The sequence below is a fragment of the Comamonas sp. BIGb0152 genome (assembly GCF_024809975.1).
Classification (GTDB): Bacteria; Pseudomonadota; Gammaproteobacteria; order Burkholderiales; family Burkholderiaceae_C; genus Comamonas.
Window position 1 is genome coordinate 67553 of sequence record NZ_JANUDY010000001.1, and the last position, 24904, is coordinate 92456.

Consider the following 24904-nt stretch of genomic DNA (forward strand, 5'->3'; position numbering starts at 1 on the left):
GCCGCCAGTATCGCGCTGCCCGCCCCGGTTTGCAGCCGCATGCGCGCAAACCAATCAAAAACGCTCTGCGCAGCAAAAGCTGGGCAGAGCGTGTTCAGGAAATGGATGCGGCCGTCGCCAGTTGGCTTACTTGGCAGGCACCGTGTAGGTGTACTCACGCAAAATGCCACCGCCTTGTACCGAGCCGCTGTCCTGGCCCTGGGCCACGCGGCCTACACAGGCGCGGCGGTCTTCCTCGGTTTTGAAGACGCCGCAGCGTGCGGTAGCGTTGTCGCGGAAGCCCTGGCCGGGATCCGTCAACTGGCCCTGGCGGGAAGCCTGGCGCGCAGCAGCCGCTTCGCGGGCATTGGAGCTGCCTTCGGCCACATCGGCATTGGCGCGGGCATCGCCACGCGCTTCACCGCGCTTATGGTGGTGAGCACCGTGCGGGCCATGGGGCATGGGCTTCATGTGCTTGGCAGGGGGTGGCGGAGGTGGCGGTGCAGATTGGGCGCTGGCAAAGCCGGCGGTGCCCAACGCAAGGGCCATCGCGGCCATTTGCAGAGACTGGCGGAACATGTTTTTCATAGCGATCATCCTTATCGGTGATGAGAAGCAACACGAACAGCATGCCTGCGCTGCAAGCGGGCCCCTATCGGCCCAATCCGCCAGTGCTTGCCATATTTGGCCTACAGCAGCCACCATGCCCACTCAGGGCAGCCGGTCCCCAAACCACTCAGCGACGCCCTTGGCCATGCGCGCAAACACCTCGTCCAAACTGGGCGCATCCTGGCCAAACAGCGCATGGATGACGGCGGCATTCTCGAACAGGCCATGCACATAGCTGCCCAGCACCTGCGGCGCACCGCCCTGCCACAGCAGGCCAGGCAGCAGCTCCTGCGCGGGCTGGGCGGCACCGGCCTGCATATCGGCGCGCAGCTGGGTCTGGCCATGGTGGATTTCGTAACCGCTCACCTCCAGGCCGCTCAGCGCCTGCCAGGGTGCTTGCACCTCAGGCAGCACCAGGCGCGTGGGTTGCACATTTTTTTGCTGCGCAAACAAGGTCACCAAGGGCAGCAGCCCCAGGCCGGCGGCATTGCCATCCACGCCATGCAGATCGACCAGCGCCTCGCCCAGCATCTGCAGGCCGCCGCAAATACCCAGCACCCGTTTGCCGGCCTGGGCATGGCGGGCCACGGCCGCATCCAGCCCCTGCTGGCGCATCCAGGCCAGGTCGGCGGCGGTGGCCTTGCTGCCCGGCAGAATCACCCAGTCCGCATCGCTCAGCTGCGCGGGCGTGCGGGCCCAGACCACGCGCACACCAGGCAGCTGCAGCAGCGGCTGGAACTCGTCCAAGTTGCTGATGCGCGGGTAGGCCACGATGGCAATGCAGGTGTGCACCGCCTGGCCCATGCCGCCGCTGCCTCGGTCATCAAACACGCCGTCTTCTTCCGGCAGGCCGTGCTGGAACTGCATCGGAATGCAGGCCACCGTGGGCACACCAGTCATATCTTGGAGCATCTGCGGCGCAGGCGCCAGCAAGGCGGCATCGCCCCGAAACTTGTTGAGCACAAAGCCCTTGATGAGGCTTTGCTCATCGGGCGGCAGCAGCGCCCAGGTGCCGTAGAGGTGGGCAAAGGCGCCGCCCCGGTCGATATCGGCCACCAGCAGGCAGTGGGCATCGCAGTGGCGCGCCACGCGCATATTGACCACATCGCTGCTGTGCAGGTTGATCTCGGCGGGCGAGCCTGCCCCCTCGATCACCACCACATCGTTCTCGGCACGCAGCGCATCGAGCGCCTGCGCAATCTGCGGCCAGACCTTGAGGCTGCGGCCGCGCCAGGGCATTTGCGACAGCGCCTCGTCCACCTGGCCAAACAGCACCACCTGGCTGCGCGTGTCGGCCTCGGGCTTGAGCAGCAGCGGGTTCATGCGCACATCGGGCACGGCCCCCGCAGCCAGCGCCTGCAGGTACTGGGCGGTGCCGATCTCGCCCCACTGGCCATCAGGCGTGGCGACCACGCGGGCGTTGTTGCTCATGTTCTGCGCCTTGAAGGGCGCCACCTTGTAGCCCTGGGCCCGGTACCAGGCGCACAGCGCCGTGGCCACCCAGCTTTTGCCAGCGCCACTGCTGGTGCCCAGCACCATGATGCAGCGCGCGCTCATGGCTGCACGCTGCCCGCCAGTGGCAACACCATGCGCGCCATGATGCGCTCCAGCGCCGAGCCCGCATCGCTGCACAGCCCCGTGTGTACCGGCGAGGTCTGGATCATGCTGCTGCGCTTGGCCGTTAGCCAGTGAAAGCGCGCACGGTACGGCAGCTGGCCGATGGGCCCGGCCTCGGGCACACCGGCGCAGATCGCCACAATGCTGCCCAGGTGGCGGTAGACCAGCTGCAGATCGACCTGCGGATCGAGCGCCAGCAGGCGCGCTTCATCAAGCGCCATCGCTGCTTGCAGGTAGCCGCTGCGCTGGCAGGACACAATCACCCCCGCGTTGATAAACTCCTCACGCTCGACCCGGGGCATCACACGCACGATCGCGTAGTCATACACATCATGCGCGTGCATCGATGGCTCCTTGCAACCAACGGCCACGCGCTTGCAGGCGGGCCAGAAAATAATTCACATAAGCGGCGCGGTGCGCCTGCGGATCGGCCAGCAGCGGGCTGCTGAGGTCTTCGGCCGCCTGGGCCAAAAAGCAGTCGGGCACCTGGGCCAAAATCGCTTCGAGCACGGCTTGGGTCAGCGTTGCGGCCATGCCCGCATCCACCTCGGCCAGCGCGCTGGCCTGGGCCAGCAGCACATGGTCGGCAATCGGGGCAAAGGGCTTGGCCGGGTCTGCCACCGTGCCATCCCAGGCATGGTGGAAGGTCAGGGTCGCGCCATGGTCAATCAACCAGGGCTTGCGCTGCCACATCAGCATATTGGTGTTGCGGGCCGTGCGGTCCACATTGCTGACCAGCGCATCGAACCAGACCAGGCGCGAGGCGAAATCGTCGCTGACCGCATCGACGGCCGGGTCAAAGTTGATGGAGCCCGGCAGGTAGTCCAGCCCCACATTGAGGCCATCGCTGGCCCGGATCAGGTCCTGGATCTCCGGATCGGGCTCGGTCTGCGCCAGTTTGGCGTGGAGCATGGCCAGCACCAGCTCGGGCAGCGGCAGGCCCAGCGCACGGGCGATGCCGCCGCAAATGAGCTCGCCCATCAGTGCGCGCACGCCCTGGCCGGCGCCCCGGAACTTGAGCACATACATGCCCAAATCGTCGGCCTCGATGACGGCCGGCATCGAGCCGCCCTCGCGCAGCGGCGTCACATAGCGCTCCACCAAAACGGTGCGCAGTTGGAAAGTTTGTAAATCCATACCAAATGGTAGCGGTTGCGGCATGTCCTCGGCCTTTAGAACGTGTTTATGCGCCCGCTTTATGCCTCTGCAGCCAGCGACAGCCAAGCCCGCTCCAAAGCCGCCTGTGCCACCGGCGCCATCACGCCCAGGCGCACATGGCCGGGCAGGCCAAAGCTGCGTGCATCGCGCAGCTTGATGCCCTGGCTGCGCAGCGCAGCCAGGCGCGCGGGCATATCTGCCTCAGCCAATGGCAAGCGCGCCACAAAGTAGTTGGCCTGGTGGCCGGGCAGCACCGCCCAGCCCAGGCGCTCGCACAGGTCCAGCTGCCGCGCCTTCCACTGGCGCAAGGTCTCCAGGCTGCGTGCCAGCCAGGCCTGCACCTCGGGCGTGACCCAGGCTTGCAGCATGGCCACGCCATGGGCACCCACCACCCACGAAGGCGCCAGTGCGCGCAGCGCATCCAGCTGCGCCTCGCCGGTCCCCAGCGGCGCAATCGCATAGGCGGCCCGCACCCCCGTCATGCCCAGCGCCTTGTTGGGCGTCCACAGCTGCCACAGCGCGGCCATATCGCGCTGCGGCGCTTCGCCCTCCAGCCACAGCGGCCGGTAGGCGCAATCCAGCACCAGGCCGTGGTGGCTGGCGTCTGCAGGCAGCGCTTGCCACATATCCTCGGCGCGGCCCAGCGGGCTCGATGGCTCGCAGGCCCAGTGCAGGCCTTCGCCCCAAGCCGGGTGGCGCGCGCTGCTGCGCAGGCCCCAAACTTCTGCCGCCTGGCCATAGTCGCCATAGCAATGGCGCGGCAGACTGACGCGGGTGGCCCCCTGGCGCAGCGCATGCTGGGTCAGCCGGTGGATCAGCTCACTGCTGCTGCCGCCGATCAGCAAGCGCTCGGGCGCAACCGCATGGAAGGCCGCCAGCTGCAGGCGCAGGGCCGTGTACTGCGGATCGGGGTACTGCGCCAGATGCGCGGCCTGCAAAGCCGCCACCGCCTCCGGGCAGGGGCCGCAGGCATTGCGGTTGGTGGAAAAATCATGCGCCGGCACGCCCAGCGCGTCGCTGCCACCATGTTCTACATCAGCCATGGGCAAAGTCTCCTTGCCCCATCGAGGCGATTCCTAGGATCACGGCCAGGCCCAGGGCCAGCAGCAAGGCGCACAGTGCCTGCGCCCCCACCACCCGGCCCGCCAAGGCCAGGGCACGCTGCATATCGCCCGCCTGTGGCGGCCTGCCTTGCGGGTTGAGCTGGTAGACGCCGGGTTTGGAAAGCCGAACACCCAGCGCCCGCGCCATGGCACCCATCGGCCAGCCGCCATTGGGCGATGGCGTTACCGCCGCATCGCGCCGCAAACCGGGCCAGGACAGGCCCCCGGCTAGCAGCGCCAGCCAGGCGGCCGTGATGCGGGCCGGCAGCCAGTTCAGCACATCATCGGCACGCGCAGCCCATTTGCCCGCCCACTGCCAGTGGCGGCGCTGCGCCCCCTGGCCGCGCCAGCCCGGGTAGCCCCACATGGCATCGGCCGTGTTGGCCAGCCGGTACAGTGCCGCACCCGGCAGGCCAGCCACGGCAAACCAGAACAGCGGCGCCAGCACCGAGTCACTCAGGTTCTCGGCCAGGGTCTCGATGGCGCTCTCACGCACCGTGGCAGCATCGAGCTGCGCGGTATCGCGGCTCACCAGCCAGGACAGGCGGGCCCGGCCCGCGTCCAGCGATTCACCCAGCGCGGCCTCCACCGCCAGCACCTCACGCTGCAGCATGCGCCAGGACAGCAGCGGTTTGAGCAGCAGTCCAGCCACAAGGCCATTCAGCCACCAAGGCGCTGCCTGCAGCAGATACACGAGAGCTGCATAAACCAACCAAGCACCGCCAGCCAGTGCGCACCAGGCCAGTGCCGTCAGCACAAAGCGCCCATAAGCGCGCTCCTGCGCCTGGCGCGGCGCAATCGCCTGGCCCAGCAGGCCCAGCAACTTACCCATATAGACAACCGGGTGCAGCCGCAGCGGTGGCTCGCCCCAGAGCCGGTCCACCAGCAACGCCACCAACACGGCCAGCAAGGCCGCCATTGGCGCCTGCCAGGGCATGTCCAGGCCAGCCTGCGACAGGGCGCGGGCCAGCTGCAGCACAGGGCTGCCACCGGCCAGTGCCAGCTCCCACAGCCCATCTGCATTCATGGCTGCGGCCTCTTCGCTTCAGCCGTGTCCGCCCCAGCGTCATGCCAGTGCTCGTCCATCAGCATGTCCTCCAAGGGTGCGCGGTTGGCCCAGCGCTCTTGCTGCAGCATGGGCTCGGCATAAAAGGCCTCCACAGGGCCCAGGCACAACACCGCCAACGGATGGGCGCCTGCAGGCATGGCCAGCAGCTGGGCCAGCGCCTGGGGCTCAAACAGCGATACCCAGCCCATCCCCAGCCCTTCCGCGCGCGCCGCCAGCCACAGGTTCTGGATCGCGCAGGCGGTGCTGGCCACATCCATCTCGGGCAAGGTGCGGCGGCCAAACACATGGGCCTCCCGCCCCGGCGGCATGGCCACCACCAGCACCTCGGCCGCCTGCAGCACGCCCTGCACCTTGAGCCGCATAAAGTCCGCCTGCCTCTCCCCCATCGCCTGGGCGGTGCGCAGGCGCTCGTCTTCGACCAGCGCATGGATGCGGCCGCGCATCTGCGCATCGCGCACGCGGATAAAGCGCCAGGGCTGCATAAAGCCGACGCTGGGCGCATGGTGCGCCGCCCGCAGCAGGCGCAGCAACACGGCATCGTCGACCTGGCCACCGGCAAAGTGGCGCATGTCGCGCCGCTCATGGATGACACGGTAGACGGCGGCGCGCTCGGCCTCGCTAAAGGCCGTAGCGGCAATGGTGGGGGCGTTGATAGGGGCGGAGTGGGTGTCGCGCATACCAGCCATCAGCTGCGGGGGCTCAGTCTTCAATGCCGCGCTGCGCAGGGATGCCAGCCTTGAACGCATGCTTGACCATCGTCATCTCGGTGACCGTGTCGGCCACATCGATGATCTCCTGCGGGCAGCGCCGGCCGGTGATGCAGACATGCACCTCCTTGGGGCGCGCGGCCAGGGTGTCCAGCACCTCCTGCAAGGGCAGCCAGCCGTAGATCAGCGGGTAAGTCACCTCATCGAGCACCACCAGGAAATACTCACCCGAGAGGATGGCGGCCTTGGCCTTTTCCCAGCCTTCGCGCGCCAGCTGGCCGCTGTGGTCGAGATCGCGGCTCTTCCAGCTGAAGCCATCCCCCAGGCCTTCGACCGGCAGGCCCACCTGCTCGGACAGGCGGTGCTCGCCAAACCGGGCCGTGGGCACCTTCATGAACTGGTAGACCTTCACCGCCTTGCCCCGGCCGGTGGCGCGGAAGGCCAGGCCAAAGGCCGCCGTGGTCTTGCCCTTGCCATCGCCGGTGTTGACGATCACCAGGCCACGGCGCTCGCCCTCGGGCTTTTCATAAGGCTTTTCGCTGGGGGGCGTTTCAATCTGCATCGGAAGTCTTTCGTTGAGTCGTTGTGTCTTTGGAAACTGGGCCAGGCCCCGTTTCACAGGGGTTCAGCGGGGGCGCCTATCGCGCCTGCGCCGCAGTGGCGGTGCGTGGCAAGGCCATCCAGACGCCATCAATGGCACGCACCTGGATGCGGTGGTCAAACACCGCCTCCAGCGCGGCATGCGTGGCCGGGTCGTCGCAGCGGCCCTGGTGCAGCACCCGGCCGGCATGCAGCACCAGCATATGGTCGGCCAGCAGCGCCACCGATATTTCATGGAGCACGCTGACCACGGTGGTGCCCTGCGCCGCCAAGGCGCGCATGCTGTCCACCCAGTCAGTCTGGTGCGGCGGGTCGAGGTTGGCCAGCGGTTCATCCAGCAGCAGCACCTGGGCCTGCACGGCCATGGCCCGGGCCAGCATCACCCGCTGGCGCTCGCCGCCCGATAGTTCGGCCACCGGCCGGTGGCGCCAGTCCCAGGCATGCGCTGCGCGCAGGCATTGCTCCACCACCGCATGGTCTTGGCTGCTGGGTGCGGCAAACCAGGCCTGGTGCGGCAAGCGGCCCAGCATGGCCACATCCATAACGGTCAGCTCCTGCGTCACCACCTCGCCCTGGCCCAGCCAGGCCAAGGCCTGGGCGCGCTGCTTGCGCGGCCAGCGCTGCACATCCTTGCCCAGCAGCGTTACCTGGCCGTGGCACTGCGCAGCCGGCCACAGCCCGCCCAGCACCTTGAGCAGGCTGGATTTGCCCGCGCCATTGGGGCCGACGATGCTGGTCCAGCAGCCCTTTGCAAACGCGGCGTTGACCCCGTGCAGAATCGGCCGCGCATGCACCCCGGCATGGATATCGGTAGCGGCCAATGCGGCGCCAGTGGGTGTGCTTTGCATCAGATGCCCCCCACCGACCGCGTGCTGCGGTGCATGCGCCATAGCAGATAGGTACCGCCCAGCGCGGCGGTGAGCACGCCCACCGGCAACTCCTGCGGCGCTACCAGCCAGCGCGCCAAAATATCAGCCGCCAGCAACAGCACACCGCCCATGGCGGCGGCCAGCACCGTGCTGCGGCCATGGCCCACCTGCACCAGGCTGCGTACCAGGTGCGGGGCGGCCAGGCCCACAAAAGCAATCAGCCCGGTCTGCGCAACGGAGGTGCCGGTGGCCAAGGCCAGCACCGCCACCAGGCCATAGCGCAGCGGTGCCAGCGGCAGGCCCAGACTGGCAGCGGTGGCCTCGCCCAAAGTCAGGCCGTCCAGCACCCGGGCGCAGCACCAGGTGGCCAGCACGCAGGCCAGCAGCACAGCGGCCATCAGCGCGCAGCCCTCCCAACCAACAAAGGCCGAGGTGCCCAAGGTAAAGGCCTGCATGGCCTGCAGAATATCGGGGTGGCGCAGCTCCAGCAGATCGCGCATGGCACCCAGCACCACGCCCACAATCACGCCGGCCAGCAGCAGGCGCAAGGTGTTTTGCACATTGCGTGCCAGCACCACCGTCAGCGCCACCGCGCAGGCAGCACCGACAAAGGCCATGCCCGTCATGCCCAGGCGGTAAAACAGATTGAGGCTGGTGACCGAGCCACCCAGCAGCACCAGGCCCAGCGCACTGCCCAAGGAGGCGCCCGAGGCACTGCCCAGCAAATAGGGATCGGCCAGCGGGTTGCGAAACAGGCCCTGGGCCACGGCCCCTGCCAGGCCCAGCAGGCCACCGGCCAGCCAGGCGCCCAGCGAGCGCGGCAAACGGATATCGACGACGATCTGCCAGGAGGTCGGGTCATCGCGCATGCGCAGCACGCTCTCCCAGCCGGTGCTGCCCACACTGGCGCCCACCAGCAGCAACAAGACGCTGAGCACCAGCAGCACCAGCGCCAGCCAGGCACTGCGGCGCAGGCCGGGTGCGGCATCGCGCAGCGCTGCGGATGCAGCTGTGGGCAAAGCGGCCATCAGCGCGCCACCGCCGCCTTGCCCGGCGCCTTGTCGGCCAGGCAGCGTGCCATCAGCGCCGCCGCCTGGGCCATGCGCGGGCCGGGTCGCACGATCGCGAAGGACTCTTCATCCGTGAACACACAGACCCGCCCGGCCTTCACGGCCTGGAGGTTGTTCCAGCCCGGGTAGCTGGTGGCAGCCTGCATGCTGCGGTTGCCCAGCATGATCACATCGGGTTGGGCGCGCAGCAAAAACTCCGGGCTCAGCCGGGGGAAGGGGCCCAGTTCAGCGGGCACCACATTGTCCACGCCCAGCTGGGTCAGGGTCTCGCCAATAAAGGACTGCGGGCCGGCGGCATAAGGGCCACGGCTGACTTCAAAGTACACCCGGGTATGGCGCGTGCGCTCGGGCAGCCCGCGCACAACGGCATCAATGCCCGATTCCAAGTCACGCCAGACCCGGTCTGCGCCCTGCGCCTGCGGCACACCCAGCAACCGGCCCAGAGTGCCCAGCACCCGGTGGATGTCGGCCTTGGACTTCACATCCAGCGCCACCACCTTCAGGCCCAGGGCCTGCAGCCGCTCGGCCGCTTTGGAGGCATCCGACAGCAGCACCACATCGGGCTTGAGCGCCACGACCGATTCCACACTCGGGTCCAGCCCCCCGCCCACGATGGGCAGTTTTTTGACCGAGGCGGGCCAGTCCGAATAGCGGTCCACCCCCACCAGGCGCTCACACAGGCCCAGCGCGCAGGTGCTCTCAGTGAGGGATGGCAACAGGCTGACAATGCGCTGGGGCGGCTTGTCCAGCTGCACCTTGCGGCCCCGGTCATCGACGATGCCAGCGGGGGCGACCAGGTCCTGGTCCTTCCAGACCGGTGCATGGGCAAAGGGTTGGAGCCGCAGTTCATCGACACTGGCGGATGGCGCGGCATGCGCCAGGGGCAGCCCGACTGCCAGCGCCATGCCGGCAATGCCAGCCCATGCCTGCGCTTTCCGCAGGATGCTTGCCGGGATAAGAGAAAAAGCCATCATTTCATCTGCAGCGGCAAGCCCGCTGCCATCAGTTGAACCCGGTTGCACACCGCCGCCGCCTGTTGGTTGAGCAGGCCCAGCGCATCGACAAAGGCGCGCACCTCGCGGCCCATCGGAATGACGCCCAGGCCAATCTCATTGCTGACCAGAATGACGGGGCCTGGCGCGGTCTGCAAGGCGGCGATAAAAGCATTGCACTGTGCTTGCCAATCCTCCAGCAGTGATGGCGCCTGCTCCGGTTCGACAGGTGCTATCGGCATCAGCCAGTTGGTGAGCCACAAGGTCAGGCAATCGACCACCAGCAGGTGCTCTGGCCGGCTGATGGCTTGCAGCTGCTGGGCGACCTCGCGAGGGGCTTCCAAGGTCGCCAATTGGGGCACGCGGGCCAGCCGATCGCGCTGGTGGCGCGCAATGCGCTCCTGCATCTCGGCGTCATACGCGGTGCCGGTGGCGACCAGGCTGGCGCTGCGGCCGGCATCGGCCTGCAGCCATTGGCGCGCCAGCAGCTCAGCCTGGCGCGATTTGCCCGATTTTTGCCCGCCCAGCAGCAGCAGCTTCAGCGGTGCGCCATCGACTTGGAAAATAGATGCATCCATGCCGCGCATCTTAGGCGTTCAACGCCAAGGTCTGCCAGGCTTGCGGATCGACCACGGGCATGCCCACCCCCAGCAAGGCGGCCACCGCCTGCGGGCAAGAAGGAAACCAGGCATGGAAGTAGCTGGCATGGATGCTGCCCTGCCGGTAGACGGCCTCGCCCTTGCCGCTGTCGGCCACCTGGCCGGGGCGGCTGCTGCGTGCCACTTCCAGGGCCTCACTCTGCAGCTTGGAGTAGTGGAAGGTGTGGCCGCGCAGCATGCCCCAGGGCGTCAGCAACTGCTGCATGCCCAGGCCCGCCAAACGTTGCTGCATCACAGCCTGCGCCGGTAGCAAACCCCATAGGCTGTGCCAACGGCTTTCCAGATCGGTGAGGCCTTCGGCCAGCGCCACCATGCCGCCGCACTCGGCCCAGACGGGCTTGCGCTGCTCCAGGTGGGCCTGCAGATCGAGCTGCAGGCCGGCATTGGCTTTGAGCGCATGCAGGTGCAGCTCCGGGTAGCCGCCGGGCAACCACAGCGCATCACAGGCGGGCAGGCGCTCCCCTGCAATCGGCGCGAAAAAGGCCAGCTCGGCGCCCATGGCCTGCAGGCATTCCAGGTTGGCGGTGTAGATAAAGCTGAAGGCGGCATCGCGCGCCACGGCAATGCGCCGGCCGGCCAGCCAGGCGGGCAGCGCAGGGGCTTGGGCTGGCGCATCAAATGCCACGCTCCAGCGCTGCTGCCACTGCGCCCAGTCCAGCTGGCCCAGCGGCGTTTGGGCCAGTACATCGGCGGCGGCATCCAGGCGCTCGGCGGCATCGTGCAGCTCGTGGGCGGCTACCAGTCCCAGGTGGCGTTCGGGCAGCAGGTTGGCGCGGGGCTTGGCGGCATCCAGGCTGATCTGGTGCATGGCACCCAGCCACAGGGCCGGGTCGCGCAGGCCGCCCCGCAGCATCTCGCCATGGTGGGCGGTGGCCACACGGTTGGCCAGCACACCGGCCAGCTTCAGGCCCGGGTCGTAGTGCTGCAAGCCATGGGCAATGGCACCAAAGGTGGCGGCCATGGCCGATGCATCTACCACCACCACAGCAGATATGCCCAGCGACTTGGCCAGCTCGGCGGCGCTGTTGGCGCCGTCAAACAAGCCCATCACGCCTTCGATCAGCAGCACATCATTGCTTTGCGCAGCCTGGAACAGGCGGGCACGCACGTCGGCTTCGCCATTCATCCAGCGGTCCAGCGCATGCACCGGCTGGCCACTGGCCAAGCGCAGCCACTGCGGGTCGAGAAAATCCGGGCCGCACTTGAACACCTGCACCCGCCGCCCCTGGCGGGCATGCAAACGCGCCAGGGCCGCAGTCACCGTGGTCTTGCCCTGGCCCGAGGCGGGCGCTGCAATCAACAGCGCTACACAGTGGGCCACGGGGCTGTTCTGAACTGTCATGTCGGTCATGCTTGCACTACCTGGTTGGCACTCATTGCGGCATCCACTTGACGCCCACATACACGCTGCGCCCTTCGCTGGCATAGGTGCGCGCCGTCTGGTAGCGCTTGTCCGCCAGGTTGTTGATCCGGGCGATCAGGTTGACATCCTTGGCCAACTCGGTCTGCGCCGACAGGTTGAACAAGGTATAGCCGCCCAGCAAGTTGGTGTTGGCGGCATTGTCAAAGCGCTTGGCGCTGGTCTGCAGGTCGGCGGCCCAGGTCCATCCTGCTGCACGGGTCTCGGCGCCCAAAGTGGCATAGCGCTTGGCGCGGCGCGCCAGCAGCTTGTCGTTTTCGGTATCGCGCGGGTTCTGGAAATCTACCGAGCCATGCAGGTTGAAGGCACCCAGCTTGGTGGTGCCCGCCAAGGTAATGCCTTCCAGCCGCGCCTTGCCCACATTGGCATAGCAGCCGAATGCGCTGTCGCAGCTACCCGGAGACGAGAAATTGATCAGGTTGGTGATCCGGTTGCGGTAAGCCGTGGCCGAGAAGCTGTCGGCACCTTGCGCCCAGCGCAGGCCCAGCTCAGCATTGCGGCTTTTCTCGGGTTGCAAGGAGGCATCGCCGTATTCGCTAAAGCGCTGGTAGAGCGTGGGCACACGGAAGGCGGTACCCACCGTCGCCGTGGCGCGCCAGTGCGTCGCAAAAGCGTAGCCGTAGGCGGCGCTGCCGGTGGTCTTGCCGCCAAACTCGCTGTCGTCATCCCGGCGCAGGTTCAGCTGCACCGTGTGCGGGCCGGTGTTCAGGCCATAGCCCAGCGCCAGCGCATTCTGGTGGCGGTCACGGTCAATGCCGCCATTGGTCAGCGCGTCGTCGCGGCGCTCCAAGGCGGCGGTCGCAGTGTGGATGCCCAGGCGCCATTCGTTCTGGAACAGGACGTTGTGCAGGCGGGTATCGGTCTTGTAGGGCGCGGGCCGGGTCTCGTAAAAATCACGCGATTCGCTGATCTGCAGCTTGGTGCTGTAGTGATCCGTCCATTGCGCATGCCAGTTCAGGCCCAGCGCATGCATTTTGTTGAGACTGCGGTCGTCCTCGGTCAGGCTGTTGTCATAGCCGGAGTTCACATCGCTGGCCAGCAAGGTGGCTTCCAGCCGGTGCTGGCGGTTGATCTGGTAGCCCAGTCGCCCGCTGATGGCATTGCTGCGGTAGTCGTCCTTGTCCGGGTTGGCAGTCGCCACAGTGCGCGCATTGAAGCCGTCGGTCTGCGAGCGGTTGAGGCCCAGCGCGTAATCCCAGCCGTTTGCGCCGCCAGAGATACCGGCCTCGGCCGTGAACGTGCCCCGGTTGCCAAAGCCCAGGCCCACATAGGGCTGGGCGGGGCCTTCGCCTTTTTTGGTGAAGATCTGCACCACGCCACCCATGGCATCTGAGCCATACACGGCAGCAGCCGAGCCACGCAACACCTCGATGCGGTCGATCAAGGCCAAGGGGATGGATTGCCAGGAGGCGCCGCCGGTCGACTGCGAATCCATGCGTACGCCGTCAACATAGACGGCGGTAAAGCGCGAGTCCGCACCGCGCAGAAACACACTGGTGGTGCTGCCCGGCCCGCCATTGCGTGTGATCTGAATACCGGGCACCCGCGCCAGCACATCGGCCACGCTGCCCGGGCCCTGGCGCGCAATGGTCTGCGCATCGATGATGGACATGTCGGCCACCAGATCGGACAGCGGCTGCGCAATGCGGTTGGCAGTCACTACCATCTCTTTCAGGTTTTTACCCTCTGTTTCTGCGCCCGGCTGGCTTGGCTGCGCCTGCGCGGTCAGCGCAAAGAACGGCAGCACCGAGGCCAGGGCCAAAGCCGTGACGGATGGGGATGGAACAAGGGTGTGACCGGGCGTGAAAGCGAGACCCGCGCAAGGGCGTGTCAAAGGCATCGAGGACAACATGGACTGAGCTGGCGATAAACCACCCCGCGCCAGCCTCCCCGCCGGCAATGGGGAACACAGAAGCTGCAGCAGCCCTTGGGCCGCGCGCCTCCACTATGTTGGCCGGTATCCGGGCTGGCGATGACACAGCGCGCGCCTTCCCAAACACTTGTTCAAGGTATTCAGTGGCATAGTTGCGGCTGTGGATGGCGCAAAAGCCAACCATCGCTTACCGTTGCGGGGGCAGCGCAGGTTGCGAGAGAACCTGTTTACGATCTCTGCGCAGCCGCTTTGGAGGAGATCGCAAACAGGTTCCTGGGCTTGTAGGGCACAAGCCCCGCTCCTGCTTCCCGTTGAACTGCCCCCATGTGAACCACCAGGGCGAGCACCAACGGGTACAATTTTAGCGTTAAACCCATTGCGCACTTACGAAGACTGTCTCTCTATGGCCACTACGCCTTCTATGGATCTGATGCTTGAGCGGGTGGAGGCACTGCTGAGCCAGCATGAGGCTTTGCAACGCTCCCATGCCCAATTGCAAGAGCAAGTCACCACCCTGACCCAGGAGCGTGACTCCCTCCAATCGCGCCTGACAGCGGCCCGCGCCCGCGTGGATGCGCTGATCGAACGCCTGCCCAAGACCTTTGACCAGGACGAATGATGAAGCAGCTTGAAGTACACATCATGCAGCAAAGCTATATGCTGGGCTGCCCCGAAGGCCAGGAAGCACGCCTGCTGGCCGCCGTCAAGCATGTGGATGGGGCCATGAGCGGCATCCGCGACGCAGGCAAGATCCGTGGCCGCGAGCGTATCGCCGTATTGGCGGCACTCAATGTGGCCTTTGATCTGCTGGACCTGCAGGTACAGAACAGCGAATTGAGCCAGACTACCGATGCCTTGCAGGCGCAATCTGCGGCCATGGCCGAGGCGCAATCAGCCCCCGGCCCGCAAGCGACGCTGGACTGGGATGAGCCACGACTGCAATCCGTCATGCAGCGGCTCGATGCCGCGCTGGCACCAGCGCAGGCCCAGACCGCAGCAGCGACCCCAACCAGCGCTTGATGGACAGCGGCAGGCGAGCGCTAACACCAGATTGCGACGCCCTGCAATGCCCTGGCTAAAAATACCGCTTCACACATTCCTCAGTCTGTGTAGTCCGCTATCTTTTTTGACCAATCTGAGCGCATTGAATTGCAGTTTTCACAAGCGCGGCGGGCATGAGCCATTACAATGGAGACGTTCGCAGCCCCTCTGGGCTTTATAGTTCCTTGAACCAATGCTCTTTGAGCAGGGCTTGGTATATCACCTATTGAGCGTGATCGTCTCGCGTCAGATGAACCCAACGATAGGTTGCCCTCGCCCACCTGAACCCCCGGTTCAGGATGCCGGTCCAGGGGATCCGCTGCGAACACCTTATTTTTTCGGGCAGGCTGCTCGCTCTGTCTTCTCCTCTCCGCGACAGCGGGGTTTCAGGCCACCTGTTTCAGGTGGCCTTTTTACTGTGCACCATGACTGATCCCCTCGTTTTGCTGCCGCTGTCTTTTCTGGGCCTGATTGGCGGTTTTCTCGCTGGCCTGCTGGGCATCGGCGGCGGCATGGTGCTGGTGCCCTTCATCACCTACATCCTAGGCACCCAGGGCGTGGCGCCCGAGCTGGCGATCAAGATGGCGATTGCCACCTCGATGGCGACCATCGTCTTCACCTCCCTATCCAGCGTGCGGGCCCACCACCAGCATGGCGCCGTGCGCTGGGATCTTGTCAAACGCCTGGCGCCGGGCATTGTGCTGGGCGGCCTGATTGCCAGTCTGGGCATTTTTGCGGTGCTCAAAGGCAGCTACCTGGGCCTGTTCTTTGGCCTGTTCATCGGTTACTCGGCGCTGCGCATGTTCCGTAAATCCACCGGCAAGGCCATGCGCGCCATGCCAGGCACTGCCGGGCAGTTGGCCGCCGGCGGTGTGATTGGCGGCCTCTCGGGCTTGGTGGGCGCGGGCGGCGCCTTTATCAGCGTGCCCTTTATGACCTGGTGCAGCGTGCCGATGCACAATGCCGTCGCCACCAGCTCGGCGCTGGGCTTTCCGATTGCAGTCACCAATGTGCTGGGCTTTATGGTGGCGGGCCTGCATCTGCAAGGCCTGCCTCCCCATTCGCTGGGCTACATCTGGCTGCCGGGCCTGGCCGCCATTGCCACTTGCAGCGTGCTGACCGCGCCGCTGGGCGCCCGCGCCGCGCACCGGCTGCCGGTGGGCCAGCTCAAGAAGATTTTTGGCGGCATCTTGCTGTGCCTGGCGGTTTACATGCTCTACAAGAGCCTGGCGGCCTGGCAGGGCTGAGCACCTGTTCTCAGCCTGCCCGCCGCTTAGATGATGCGCGAAAAGCGCGCCCGGTTGCGGTCGGCCTGCAGGTTCTTGTCGAACACCATGGCCACGCCGCGCACAAAATACCAGCCTAGCTCCGTCACGCAGATGGACTCGTCGCTCAGCTGCACCAGGCCTTGGTCCTGCAGCTCGCGCAGCTGGGCCAGCTCGGCGGCAAAGTACTGCGCAAAATCAATCAGCCAGGCCTGTTCTATCGACTCAATCGCCAGGCTGCCCTGGCACATCAGGCCCATGATGACTGAGCGGCGCAGCAGGTCGTCGCGCGTCAATGCCAAGCCGCGCACCACAGGGATCTGGCCCTGGTCGATCAGGTCGTAGTACTCCTCCAGGGTCTTGGCATTTTGGCTATAGGTGGTGCCAATGCGGCCGATCGCCGACACCCCCAGGGCCATCAGGTCGCAATCGGGCTGGGTGCTATAGCCCTGAAAATTGCGGTGCAGGCGCCCCTGGCGCTTGGCCACCGCCAAGGCGTCTTCAGGCAAGGCGAAATGGTCCATGCCTACATACACATAACCGGCACCTTCCAGCGCGGACAGCGCCTGCGCCAGCATGGCCAGCTTGTCGCCCGGGCTGGGCAGATCCTCCGCCTGGATGCGGCGTTGCGGCTTGAAGCGCTCGGGCAGGTGGGCGTAGGCATACAGCGCAATGCGGTCGGGCCGCAGCGTATTGACCTGCTCCATCGTGCGGGCAAAGCTCTGCGGGCTTTGCAGGGGCAGACCATAGATCAGATCGATATTGATAGATTCAAAGCCAATTTCGCGCGCCTGTGCCACCAGCGCAAACACCTGGTCAGCGGGCTGCTCGCGGTGCACGGCCTTTTGCACCAGCGGGTCAAAATCCTGCACACCAAAGCTCAGGCGGTTAAAGCCCAGCAGGTACAGGTGCTGCAGGCGCTCACGGCTGACGGTGCGCGGATCGACCTCGATCGAATACTCGCCACCGGGCTGCAGCACAAAGCGCTGTTTGACCATGTCCATCAGGCGGCTGAGGCCCTGGTCGGTCAAGAAAGTGGGCGATCCACCGCCCAAGTGCAACTGGCTGATGGTGGGGCGGGCGCTGACATGGGCCAGTTGCAGGTCCAGCTCGCGCTTCAGGTAATCCAGGTACTCATCGGCCCGCTCGGCATGCTTGGTGATGATCTTGTTGCAGGCGCAGTAGTAGCACAGCGACGCGCAGAACGGCACATGCACATACAAGGACAGCGGCGCCAGCCTGCCCGCCAGGCCGGTGCCGCGTTGTGCCAGCGCCTGTTTGTAGGCATCCGCAGCAAAGGCTTCAACAAATCGGTCTGCGGTAGGATACGAGGTGTAACGGGGGCCGGGAACGTCAAAGCGGCGCAGCAGTTCAGGGGTCAGGGAAATCATGTTTCTTCTTCCTAGCGGACGCCCCAATGTGCCCCAAGGCCCGCCACGCGTCCTTGATGTACATCAAGAAGCCTATTGGCGCCTGCACGCACAATAGGCGCATCCAAGGAACGTCGTTCCTATCTGAATAGTTGTTCACGGGTATTGATACATGACATCCAACTCCATCAAAGTAGCGTGCTCCAGCTGCAATTTGCGCGAGCTGTGCATGCCCGTGGGACTGTCGTCCGAACAGATGGAGCGCATCGACGAGATCGTGGCCACGCGGCGCAAGATCAAGCGCGGCAGTGCGCTGTTCCGCAATGGCGAAACTTTCACATCCTTGTATGCGATACGCACCGGTTTCTTCAAAACCAGCATCGCCACCGAAGACGGCCGCGACCAGGTCACCGGTTTTCAAATGGCCGGCGAGATCATCGGGCTGGACGGCATCGTCAGCGACCGCCACTCCTGTGACGCGATTGCGCTGGAAGATGCCGAAGTCTGCGTGATGCCCTACTCCTCGCTCGAAGAGCTGTCGCGTGAAGTGACCGCCCTGCAGCACCATGTGCACAAGGTGATGAGCCGCGAGATCGTGCGCGAGCACGGCGTCATGCTGCTGCTGGGCAGCATGCGCGCCGAAGAGCGCCTGGCCGCCTTCTTGCTGAACCTGGTGCAGCGCCTGCATGCCCGGGGCTTTTCGCAGCATGAGCTGATCCTGCGCATGACCCGCGAGGAAATCGGCAGCTATCTCGGCCTGAAGTTGGAAACCGTCAGCCGCACCTTCTCCAAGTTTGCCGAGGAGAACATCATCGAGGTCAAGCAACGCCATGTGCGTATTCTGGACACCGACAAGCTCCAAGGGCTGATCAACACCCAGGCCTGCACGGCCTGAGCGCTGTACCGCGCGGCGGCGGCACAAACGCGGTCTGATCTGACATCCACGGCCGCCGCAAGGGGCGATGCTCGGTGGTGAACCCCGGCAAGGCTGCACGCCCTGCCCCATCTGTCATGAAAGGAGCCTGCCATGTACCAACATATTCTGCTTGCCACCGATGGCTCTGCGCTGTCCGAGAAGGCCGTGCAACATGCGCTGGCGCTGGCCAAACTGAGCCACGCCCAAGTCACCGCCGTCAACATCTCGCCCAACTACCCGCGCAGCTACTTCGAGGGCAGCACCATGCAAAACCCCGATGACATTGCCCGCATCGAGCAAGGCTGGGAGCGCGCCGCCCAAGGCGTCGTCGACAAGGTGGTGGCCGAAGGCGCTGCAGCCGGTGTACCCATCAAGACCTTGGTGATCAAGTCCGACCTGATCGCCGAAGCGTTGCTGGAGACGGCACAAAAGGAAAACTGCGACCTGATCGTCATGGCCTCACACGGCTACCGGGGCTTGAAGCGCCTGCTGCTGGGCAGTGAGACCCAGCATGTGCTGACCCATGCGACGATACCGGTTTTGGTACTGCGCTGAACGCAGCCTCCACCCGACGCCCATCACCCCAAACCCTCGCCTCTGTCGCAGCCAAACCGCTGCCACAGCGCGAGGGTTTTGCCATGGCGGCCAGGCCGCGCCATCGCCCGGGCATCAGCCCTTGAACAGGTCCTGGTACTGGTCGCGCAGCAGGTTCTTTTGCACCTTGCCCATGGTGTTGCGCGGCAGCTCCGCCACAACAAAACAGCGCTTGGGGATCTTGAAGTTGGCCAGTTGCTTTTTGAGTGTGGCGACAATGCCATCGGCATCGAGGGGCTGGCCCGGCTTGGCAATGATGACGGCCACGCCCACCTCACCAAAATCGGGGTGCGGCACCCCTACCAAGGCGCTTTCAGCCACGCCGGGCAGGTCATTGATAAAGCCCTCGATCTCTGCCGGGTAGACGTTGTAGCCGCCGGAGATGATCAGGTCCTTGCTGCGGCCGACAATGGTCACATAGCCGCGCGCGTCGATCTTGCCCACATCCCCGGTCTTGAACCAGCCGTCGGCGGTGAACTCCTGCGCGGTCTTCTCGGGCATGCGCCAGTAGCCGCTGAACACATTGGCGCCTTGCACCTGGATATGGCCGATCTCGTCGGCACCCAGCGCCTGGCCGTCATCACCCTGCACCCGCACGCCCACGCCCGGCAGCGCAAAGCCCACCGTGCCGCCCCGGCGCTCATCCTGGCCGCCATGGCGGGCATCGGCCTGGTAAGGGTTGGAGACCAGCATGATGGTCTCGCTCATGCCATAGCGCTCCAAAATAGTGTGGCCGGTGCGGGTCTGCCAGTCGCGGAAGGTCTCGATCAGCAACGGGGCCGAGCCCGAGATGAACAAACGCATATGCTGCGCGGCCGCCTTGGTTAGCCCCGGCTCGGCCAGCAGGCGCACATACAAGGTCGGCACCCCCATAAACACCGTTGCCCGCGCCATGGCAGCGATCACCGCCTTGGGCTCGAACTTGGCAAACCAGACCATCTTGCTGCCATTGAGCAAGGCCGCATGGATGGCGACAAACAGCCCATGCACATGGAAGATCGGCAGCGCATGGATCAGCACATCGCCTTCTTTCCAGCCCCAATAGTCCTTGAGCATGACGGCATTGCTCAGCAGGTTGCCATGGCTCAGCATCGCGCCCTTGCTGCGCCCGGTGGTGCCACTGGTGTACAAGATCGCCGCCATGTCGTCCGCGCTCTTGTGCGCCGGCGTGTGCGTATCGGCGCAGTGCACCGCGCGCTCCAGCAAGGTGCCACTGCGGTCATCGCCCAAGGTGAACACGCTTTGCGTGCCGCACTGGAAAGCGATCTTGGAGACCCAGCCAAAGTTGGCGGGCGCGCAAACGACCACGGCCGGCTCGGCATTGGTGACAAAGTACGCGATCTCGGCACTTTGGTAGGCGGTGTTCAGCGGCAGAAACACATGGCCGGCCCGCAAGGTGGCCAGGTACAGGGCCATGGCTTCGACCGACTTTTCCACCTGCACCGCCACGCGGCTGCCAGGCGGAATGTTCAGCGAGTCCAGCAGGTTGGCGATGCGCGCACTCATGCGGTCCAGGTCGCGCCAGCTGTAGTTCAGCGGCTCGCCGCTGGCCGTGGTGGTTTCAACGGCGATGGCATCCAGATCCTGGGGGAAGGCCGCGCGCAGTGCGCAGAACAGGTTGTCGTTGGTCATGTTTGTCTACTTGGTTGGTGGTTTCCCTGGGCGCCTGCGGCCTGGGCGGAGGCCAGCGCAGGCGCCGTCAAAACTGGGGGCTTCTTTTGGCGATAAAGGCGGCAATGCCCTCGCGGTGTTCTGCCGAATCGGCATAGGCATAGGGCTGCTGCAGCACCGGGGCGTTCTGGTCGCCTTCGGCCAGTGCGCGCAGCAGCTGCTTGGTCATGCGGGCCGCCTGGGGCGCCAGGCTGCAGATGCGCGCTACCGTGCGCTCCAACTGCGCCTGCAGATGGGCAGCGGGGTGAACCTGGCTCAGAAAGCCCGAGGCCAGCATCTGGTCCGCGCCAAACACGGCCGCCTCCAGCAGCATCTGCCGCGTCTTGGCAGGCCCCAGCTGGCTCAGCACCAAGGCCGCCTCCTTGGGGGCCATCGGAAAGCCCAGCTTGGCAATCGGTGCGCCAAACTGGGCGGTGTCTGCCGCCAGGCGGGTGTCGCAGCAGCTGGCCAGCTCCATGCCGGCGCCCATGCAAGCGCCTTCAATGGCGGCGACCAGGGGCACATCGCATTGCAGCATGGCATGCAGCGCCGGCCAGACCTCGCCCTCGTGAAAGGCGGCCAGGCTGTCTTCTGCAAAACGGAAGGCCGCGTATTCCGAGATATCACCGCCCGCGCAAAAGGCCTCGCCCTCGCCTTGCAGCACGATGCAGCGCAGCTGGGGCTGGCGCTGCAAGTCCTCAAACACGCTGCGCAGCTGCCGCCACATGGCGCGTGACATGGCATTGCGCTTGCCCGGATGGGCTAGCACCACGCGCAGCACCTGCGCGCGGTCCACCGGCTCGCCTGCCGTCCATGCATCCACCCGAACCTGGCCCGTCATCTGTTCACTCCTGCTGTCATTCAATCTTGGCGCCCGAGGCCTTGACCACCTCGGCCCAGCGCTTGACCTCGTCCGCGACAAAGGCCGCAAACTGCGACTGCGTCATGCTGCCATATTCCGCGCCATTCTTGGCCCAGATGGCCTTGATTTCTTCAGAGGCACCCATGCGCTTGGCCTCGTCAAACATGCGCGCCTGCAGCTCTGGCGAGGTGCCCTTGATGGCCCAGAGGCCGTACCAGGTGGTCACGTTGTAATCGGGCAGGCCCACCTCGGCGGCGCAGGGCACATCGGGCAGCGAAGGGTTGCGCTGGCTGCCCGAGACCATCAGGCACTTGATGCGCCCAGCTGCAATGTGCGCAGCCGACGAGCCCAGGCCGTCGAAGAGCATGTCCACATTGCCGGCAATCAGGTCCTGCAGCGCCGGGCCCGCGCCTTTGTAGGGCACATGCAGGATGTCGGTCTGGCTCTGGATCTTGAACAACTCGCCGGCCAGGTGGTGGCTGGTGCCGGCACCGGCCGAGGCAAAGCTCATCTTGCCCGGGTTGGCCTTGAGCTGGGCCAGCAACTGCTGCATGTTGGCAGCGGTCACCCGCTTGGGATTGACCACCAACACCTGCGGCACCGTGGCCAGCAAGGCCAGCGGCACCAGGTCCTTCTGAATGTCGTAATCGAGCCGGGGATAGACCGAGGGGGCAATCACATGGTGGGTGCCGCCCATGAAGAAATGGTAGCCATCGGCCGACTGGCGCGCCGCAAAGCTGGCCCCCAGGGTGCCGCCTGCACCGCCCTTGTTGTCGATCACCAGCGTCTTGCCGGTGGTTTTCGAGAACTGCGAGGACAGCGGCCGCGCAAAGGCATCGGTGCCGCCACCGGCCGGAAAGGGCACCACCCAGGTCACCGGTTTGGCCGGCCAGTCGCGCGCGGCAGCGGCACTGGCCCAGCTCCAGGCGGGCAGCGCCGTGCCGGCCATGCCGGCGGCCAGGCCTACCAGCGTTCGTCTTCTGGATGAGGACGGTGTATTGCTCTTGGTCATCTTGTCTCCTTGCGATTGTTTTTTAAGATCCACGCACACCCGCCTGCACGCGCTGATAGCTACGCGCAGGCCCTGGATGGCAGGCCTGTTATGCCCAGCACCCAGGCTGCGGCCCCTTCAGGAGCCGTCAGCTCTCACCAGGGCAGCCCAGCGCTTTGGAGCGCCGCCCTGCCCTGCCTCATCCACCAATCCAAAACTCAAACCTTGGCCAGCGCCTCGATACCCGATGACACGGGAATCTTGCCCTGGGCCAGCAAATTGCGGTGCTTGTCCAGGCGCTTGAGGTCGTACAGGTAGTTCACCATCAAGCCGTAGGACTGCTTGATGCCCTTGACGGAGGTGTCACCGGCCCAGTTCAGGCGCTCGACCCGCGAGCCGTTGCCCAGATGAAAGCGCGCCACGGGGTCCACCGGCTTGTCCTGCACCAGGCTCTTGCCCAGGTAGCGGGCAGCGGCATACAGCAGCAGCTTGGCCACGGCGTCATCGGCTTTCAGCTTGGCCGGTTGCTCCAGCGCGGCCAGCCAGTCGGCGACCGCCGGCTCGGCCTTGTCCAGCGCCTTGCCCACATCGGCACGCAAGCGTTTGTCAGCAGCGTCCCACACCTCGGCTGCATGCTTGCCCAGCCAGCTGCGAAAGCCGGGAATCGGCGACAAGGTGGCAAACTGGCGCAGCTTGGGAAACTCCTGCAGCAGCTGCTCCACCACAGTCTTGATCAACGAATCGCCAAAGCTCACACCGCGCAAGCCTGTCTGGGTGTTGCTGATCGAGTAGAAGATCGCGGTGCTGGCCTTGTTCACATCGGTGGCGGCGGCGGCTTCGTCCAGCAGCGGCGCAATGCTGTCGGACATCTTGTCCACCAACGCGACTTCAACAAAGATCAGCGGCTCATTGGGCAGGCGCGGGTGGAAGAAGCCATAGCAGCGGCGGTCGCTGTCCAGGCGGTTTTTCAGGTCGGTCCAGCTGCGGATGTCGTGCACTGCCTCGTACTTGATAAGCTTTTCGAGCAAGGACGCGGGCGAATCCCAGCTGAGGCTGCGCAGCTCCAAAAAGGCGATGTCAAACCAGGTCGAGAACAGGTACTCCAGGTCGGCATCGACGGCGACCAGCCAGTCATGGCCCTTGAGCTGGGGCAGCATCTGCGCGCGCAGATCGAGCAAAAACCGCATGCCCTGCGCGGGCACCGCAAAGCGCTGCAGCAGGCGCATGCGCGGTGTCTGCAAGGCCTTGCGCAACTGGCGCTCGGCAGCGGCCATGCCTGCAGTGCCCACTGCGTCCTCATAGCGCTGGCGGGCCTGGCCAATCTTGGCCACGTCGGGCACAAACTGCTCGCACAGCAGGCGCCAGCAGTCCATGCGCTGCTCGGGCTGGGCGGCGGCATACCACTGCATCACCGGCTCGGCCAGGCGGCCCCCTTCGGCGTCGCTCACTTCGCTGGCAGCCACGGCCTGCAGATCAGCCAGCAAGCGGCGCAGCTCGCGCGGCGACAGCACTTCGTTGCCCCGGCGCAAGGTGGCCTTGAGGCGCTCGGTGGTGCTGCGCTCGCCCTCTGGCGGGCTGCTGCTGCCCAACTCGGTAGGAATGCCGACCGAGCGCAGCCAGGCCGCGCTTTTTTGCAGCCAGCTGTTGGCGGCGCTGTCCACCGCAGTGGCTGGCGAAGTGTCGGTAGCGGAGGTCATAAAGCGATCCTTGACAGTGAGAGAGGGGTCATGCGCAGCAGGGCCTTGCGCTGCTGCAGCAAATGGTTGCGCATGGTGTGTTCTGCGGCATCGGCATCGCCGCTGAGCATCACCGCATAGAGATCGAGGTGCTCCTGCAAGCTGGCCTGCAGGCGGCCCGGCGCGCGCAGCTGCTGCAGCCGGGCCAGGCGCAGAATGCGGCGCAGATCGGCAATCGCCTGGGCCAGCCAGCGGTTGTCGGCCAGGGTGATGAAGGCCTCGTGGATCTGGTAGTTCATGCGGTAGTAGCCGGCAATATCGCCAGCCTGCGCGTACTGGCTGAGCTGCTCGTGCATCACATCGAGCACGGCCCGGTCGGCGCTGCTGAGCTTTTTGGTGGCTTCATAGGCGGCACGGCCCTCCAGCAGCGCAATCACCGGAAAGATGTCGTCCAGATCACGGTCGGTGATCGTCTCGACAAAGCAGCCCCGGCGGGGCTCGTGGCGCAGCAGGCCTTCAGACACCAGCAATTTGAGCGCCTCGCGCAAGGGGGTGCGCGATACGGCCAGCTGCTCGCACAAGGCCTTCTCGTCCAGCAACTCACCGCCCGCCAGGGTGCCGGCAAAAATCAAATCCCGCACCTGGGTCGCTACGGTGTCATGCAAAGGCTGTGCGGCAAGCGCCATCCATTCACTCCTTGATTCGCTAAAGGGACCTGACAGACACCCGGCTGAAGCAGGCGGGGTGCGAAGGGCCAGAGATACCGTGCCAAGCCCTTGGACCCTTGGACCCTTAGGCCCATGCGTCCCTGCGC

Annotated in this window: 25 protein-coding genes and 1 riboswitch; of the genes, 5 read left to right on the forward strand and 20 right to left on the reverse strand. The window is 65.6% G+C overall.

Annotation, left to right across the window (positions count from 1 at the left end):
- Window positions 1-126: 126 nt before the first annotated feature.
- From M2375_RS00310 to M2375_RS00375, 14 genes are all read right to left on the reverse strand, one after another.
- Entirely contained in the window at window positions 127-567 is a 441-nt protein-coding gene (locus M2375_RS00310; RefSeq protein WP_259163219.1) for a hypothetical protein, read from the reverse strand.
- Window positions 568-690: 123 nt separating this feature from the next.
- Window positions 691-2145, reverse strand: coding sequence for a cobyric acid synthase (locus M2375_RS00315; RefSeq protein WP_259163220.1), 1455 nt, complete (start codon window positions 2143-2145; stop codon window positions 691-693).
- Window positions 2142-2549, reverse strand: a complete 408-nt coding sequence (locus M2375_RS00320) for a DUF3037 domain-containing protein (RefSeq protein WP_259163223.1) — start codon at window positions 2547-2549, stop codon at window positions 2142-2144. Before M2375_RS00320 ends, M2375_RS00315 begins: the two co-directional genes overlap by 4 nt.
- The gene (locus M2375_RS00325) at window positions 2536-3321 is read right to left on the reverse strand and encodes a HipA family kinase (protein ID WP_259163937.1); all 786 of its coding nucleotides are present in this window, start codon (window positions 3319-3321) and stop codon (window positions 2536-2538) included. Before M2375_RS00325 ends, M2375_RS00320 begins: the two co-directional genes overlap by 14 nt.
- An 80-nt stretch (window positions 3322-3401) precedes the next feature.
- Complete coding sequence (locus M2375_RS00330) at window positions 3402-4406, reverse strand: aminotransferase class I/II-fold pyridoxal phosphate-dependent enzyme (protein ID WP_259163224.1); 1005 nt, start codon at window positions 4404-4406, stop codon at window positions 3402-3404.
- On the reverse strand, window positions 4399-5493 hold the full coding sequence (cbiB, locus tag M2375_RS00335) for an adenosylcobinamide-phosphate synthase CbiB (protein WP_259163225.1): 1095 nt from the start codon (window positions 5491-5493) through the stop codon (window positions 4399-4401). Before cbiB ends, M2375_RS00330 begins: the two co-directional genes overlap by 8 nt.
- Complete coding sequence (gene bluB, locus M2375_RS00340; protein ID WP_259163226.1) at window positions 5490-6212, reverse strand: 5,6-dimethylbenzimidazole synthase; 723 nt, start codon at window positions 6210-6212, stop codon at window positions 5490-5492. Before bluB ends, cbiB begins: the two co-directional genes overlap by 4 nt.
- Before the next feature lie 22 nt (window positions 6213-6234).
- Window positions 6235-6804, reverse strand: a complete 570-nt coding sequence (gene cobO, locus M2375_RS00345; RefSeq protein WP_259163227.1) for a cob(I)yrinic acid a,c-diamide adenosyltransferase — start codon at window positions 6802-6804, stop codon at window positions 6235-6237.
- A 76-nt stretch (window positions 6805-6880) separates the two neighbouring features.
- The gene (locus M2375_RS00350) at window positions 6881-7690 is read right to left on the reverse strand and encodes an ABC transporter ATP-binding protein (protein ID WP_259163228.1); all 810 of its coding nucleotides are present in this window, start codon (window positions 7688-7690) and stop codon (window positions 6881-6883) included.
- The gene (locus M2375_RS00355) at window positions 7690-8667 is read right to left on the reverse strand and encodes an iron ABC transporter permease (protein WP_259163938.1); all 978 of its coding nucleotides are present in this window, start codon (window positions 8665-8667) and stop codon (window positions 7690-7692) included. Before M2375_RS00355 ends, M2375_RS00350 begins: the two co-directional genes overlap by 1 nt.
- 71 nt (window positions 8668-8738) lie before the next feature.
- Entirely contained in the window at window positions 8739-9752 is a 1014-nt protein-coding gene (locus M2375_RS00360) for an ABC transporter substrate-binding protein (protein ID WP_259163229.1), read from the reverse strand.
- Window positions 9752-10351, reverse strand: a complete 600-nt coding sequence (locus M2375_RS00365; RefSeq protein ID WP_259163230.1) for a bifunctional adenosylcobinamide kinase/adenosylcobinamide-phosphate guanylyltransferase — start codon at window positions 10349-10351, stop codon at window positions 9752-9754. Before M2375_RS00365 ends, M2375_RS00360 begins: the two co-directional genes overlap by 1 nt.
- 10 nt (window positions 10352-10361) lie before the next feature.
- Complete coding sequence (locus tag M2375_RS00370) at window positions 10362-11774, reverse strand: cobyrinate a,c-diamide synthase (RefSeq protein ID WP_259163939.1); 1413 nt, start codon at window positions 11772-11774, stop codon at window positions 10362-10364.
- Between the two features lie 31 nt (window positions 11775-11805).
- Complete coding sequence (locus tag M2375_RS00375) at window positions 11806-13692, reverse strand: TonB-dependent receptor domain-containing protein (RefSeq protein WP_404979252.1); 1887 nt, start codon at window positions 13690-13692, stop codon at window positions 11806-11808.
- Window positions 13693-13786: 94 nt separating this feature from the next.
- A riboswitch (cobalamin riboswitch) is annotated at window positions 13787-14091 on the reverse strand.
- 37 nt (window positions 14092-14128) lie between these two features.
- Between M2375_RS00375 and M2375_RS00380 the strand changes: the two genes are divergently transcribed.
- The 3 genes from M2375_RS00380 (at window position 14129) to M2375_RS00390 (ending at window position 16013) form a co-directional block, all read left to right on the forward strand.
- Window positions 14129-14344 carry a DUF904 domain-containing protein gene (locus M2375_RS00380; RefSeq protein ID WP_259163232.1) on the forward strand — a complete coding sequence of 72 codons (216 nt, stop codon included), beginning with the start codon at window positions 14129-14131 and terminating at the stop codon, window positions 14342-14344.
- The gene (locus M2375_RS00385; protein ID WP_259163233.1) at window positions 14344-14745 is read left to right on the forward strand and encodes a cell division protein ZapA; all 402 of its coding nucleotides are present in this window, start codon (window positions 14344-14346) and stop codon (window positions 14743-14745) included. The genes M2375_RS00380 and M2375_RS00385 overlap by 1 nt, the downstream gene beginning before the upstream one ends.
- Before the next feature lie 446 nt (window positions 14746-15191).
- The gene (locus M2375_RS00390) at window positions 15192-16013 is read left to right on the forward strand and encodes a sulfite exporter TauE/SafE family protein (protein WP_259163235.1); all 822 of its coding nucleotides are present in this window, start codon (window positions 15192-15194) and stop codon (window positions 16011-16013) included.
- A gap of 26 nt (window positions 16014-16039) precedes the next feature.
- Here M2375_RS00390 and hemN read toward each other — a convergent pair whose 3' ends face one another.
- Window positions 16040-17422, reverse strand: a complete 1383-nt coding sequence (hemN, locus tag M2375_RS00395) for an oxygen-independent coproporphyrinogen III oxidase (RefSeq protein ID WP_259163240.1) — start codon at window positions 17420-17422, stop codon at window positions 16040-16042.
- 151 nt (window positions 17423-17573) lie between these two features.
- Between hemN and fnr the strand changes: the two genes are divergently transcribed.
- Both fnr and M2375_RS00405 read left to right on the forward strand, forming a co-directional pair.
- The gene (gene fnr / locus M2375_RS00400) at window positions 17574-18296 is read left to right on the forward strand and encodes a fumarate/nitrate reduction transcriptional regulator Fnr (RefSeq protein WP_259163242.1); all 723 of its coding nucleotides are present in this window, start codon (window positions 17574-17576) and stop codon (window positions 18294-18296) included.
- Between the two features lie 132 nt (window positions 18297-18428).
- The gene (locus tag M2375_RS00405) at window positions 18429-18872 is read left to right on the forward strand and encodes a universal stress protein (RefSeq protein WP_259163244.1); all 444 of its coding nucleotides are present in this window, start codon (window positions 18429-18431) and stop codon (window positions 18870-18872) included.
- 114 nt (window positions 18873-18986) lie between these two features.
- On the opposite strand, the gene M2375_RS00410 is transcribed toward M2375_RS00405, so the two are convergent.
- The 5 genes from M2375_RS00410 to M2375_RS00430 all read right to left on the reverse strand — a co-directional run bounded on the left by M2375_RS00410 (window position 18987) and on the right by M2375_RS00430 (window position 24776).
- Window positions 18987-20543, reverse strand: coding sequence for a malonyl-CoA synthase (locus tag M2375_RS00410; protein WP_259163245.1), 1557 nt, complete (start codon window positions 20541-20543; stop codon window positions 18987-18989).
- 67 nt (window positions 20544-20610) lie between these two features.
- The gene (locus M2375_RS00415; RefSeq protein ID WP_259163246.1) at window positions 20611-21402 is read right to left on the reverse strand and encodes an enoyl-CoA hydratase/isomerase family protein; all 792 of its coding nucleotides are present in this window, start codon (window positions 21400-21402) and stop codon (window positions 20611-20613) included.
- A gap of 16 nt (window positions 21403-21418) precedes the next feature.
- Entirely contained in the window at window positions 21419-22435 is a 1017-nt protein-coding gene (locus tag M2375_RS00420) for a Bug family tripartite tricarboxylate transporter substrate binding protein (RefSeq protein ID WP_404979253.1), read from the reverse strand.
- 197 nt (window positions 22436-22632) lie between these two features.
- Window positions 22633-24111: a malonyl-CoA decarboxylase gene (locus tag M2375_RS00425; protein WP_259163247.1), complete on the reverse strand. Its 1479-nt coding sequence runs from the start codon at window positions 24109-24111 to the stop codon at window positions 22633-22635.
- The gene (locus M2375_RS00430; RefSeq protein ID WP_259163248.1) at window positions 24108-24776 is read right to left on the reverse strand and encodes a GntR family transcriptional regulator; all 669 of its coding nucleotides are present in this window, start codon (window positions 24774-24776) and stop codon (window positions 24108-24110) included. Before M2375_RS00430 ends, M2375_RS00425 begins: the two co-directional genes overlap by 4 nt.
- Window positions 24777-24904 lie beyond the last annotated feature (128 nt).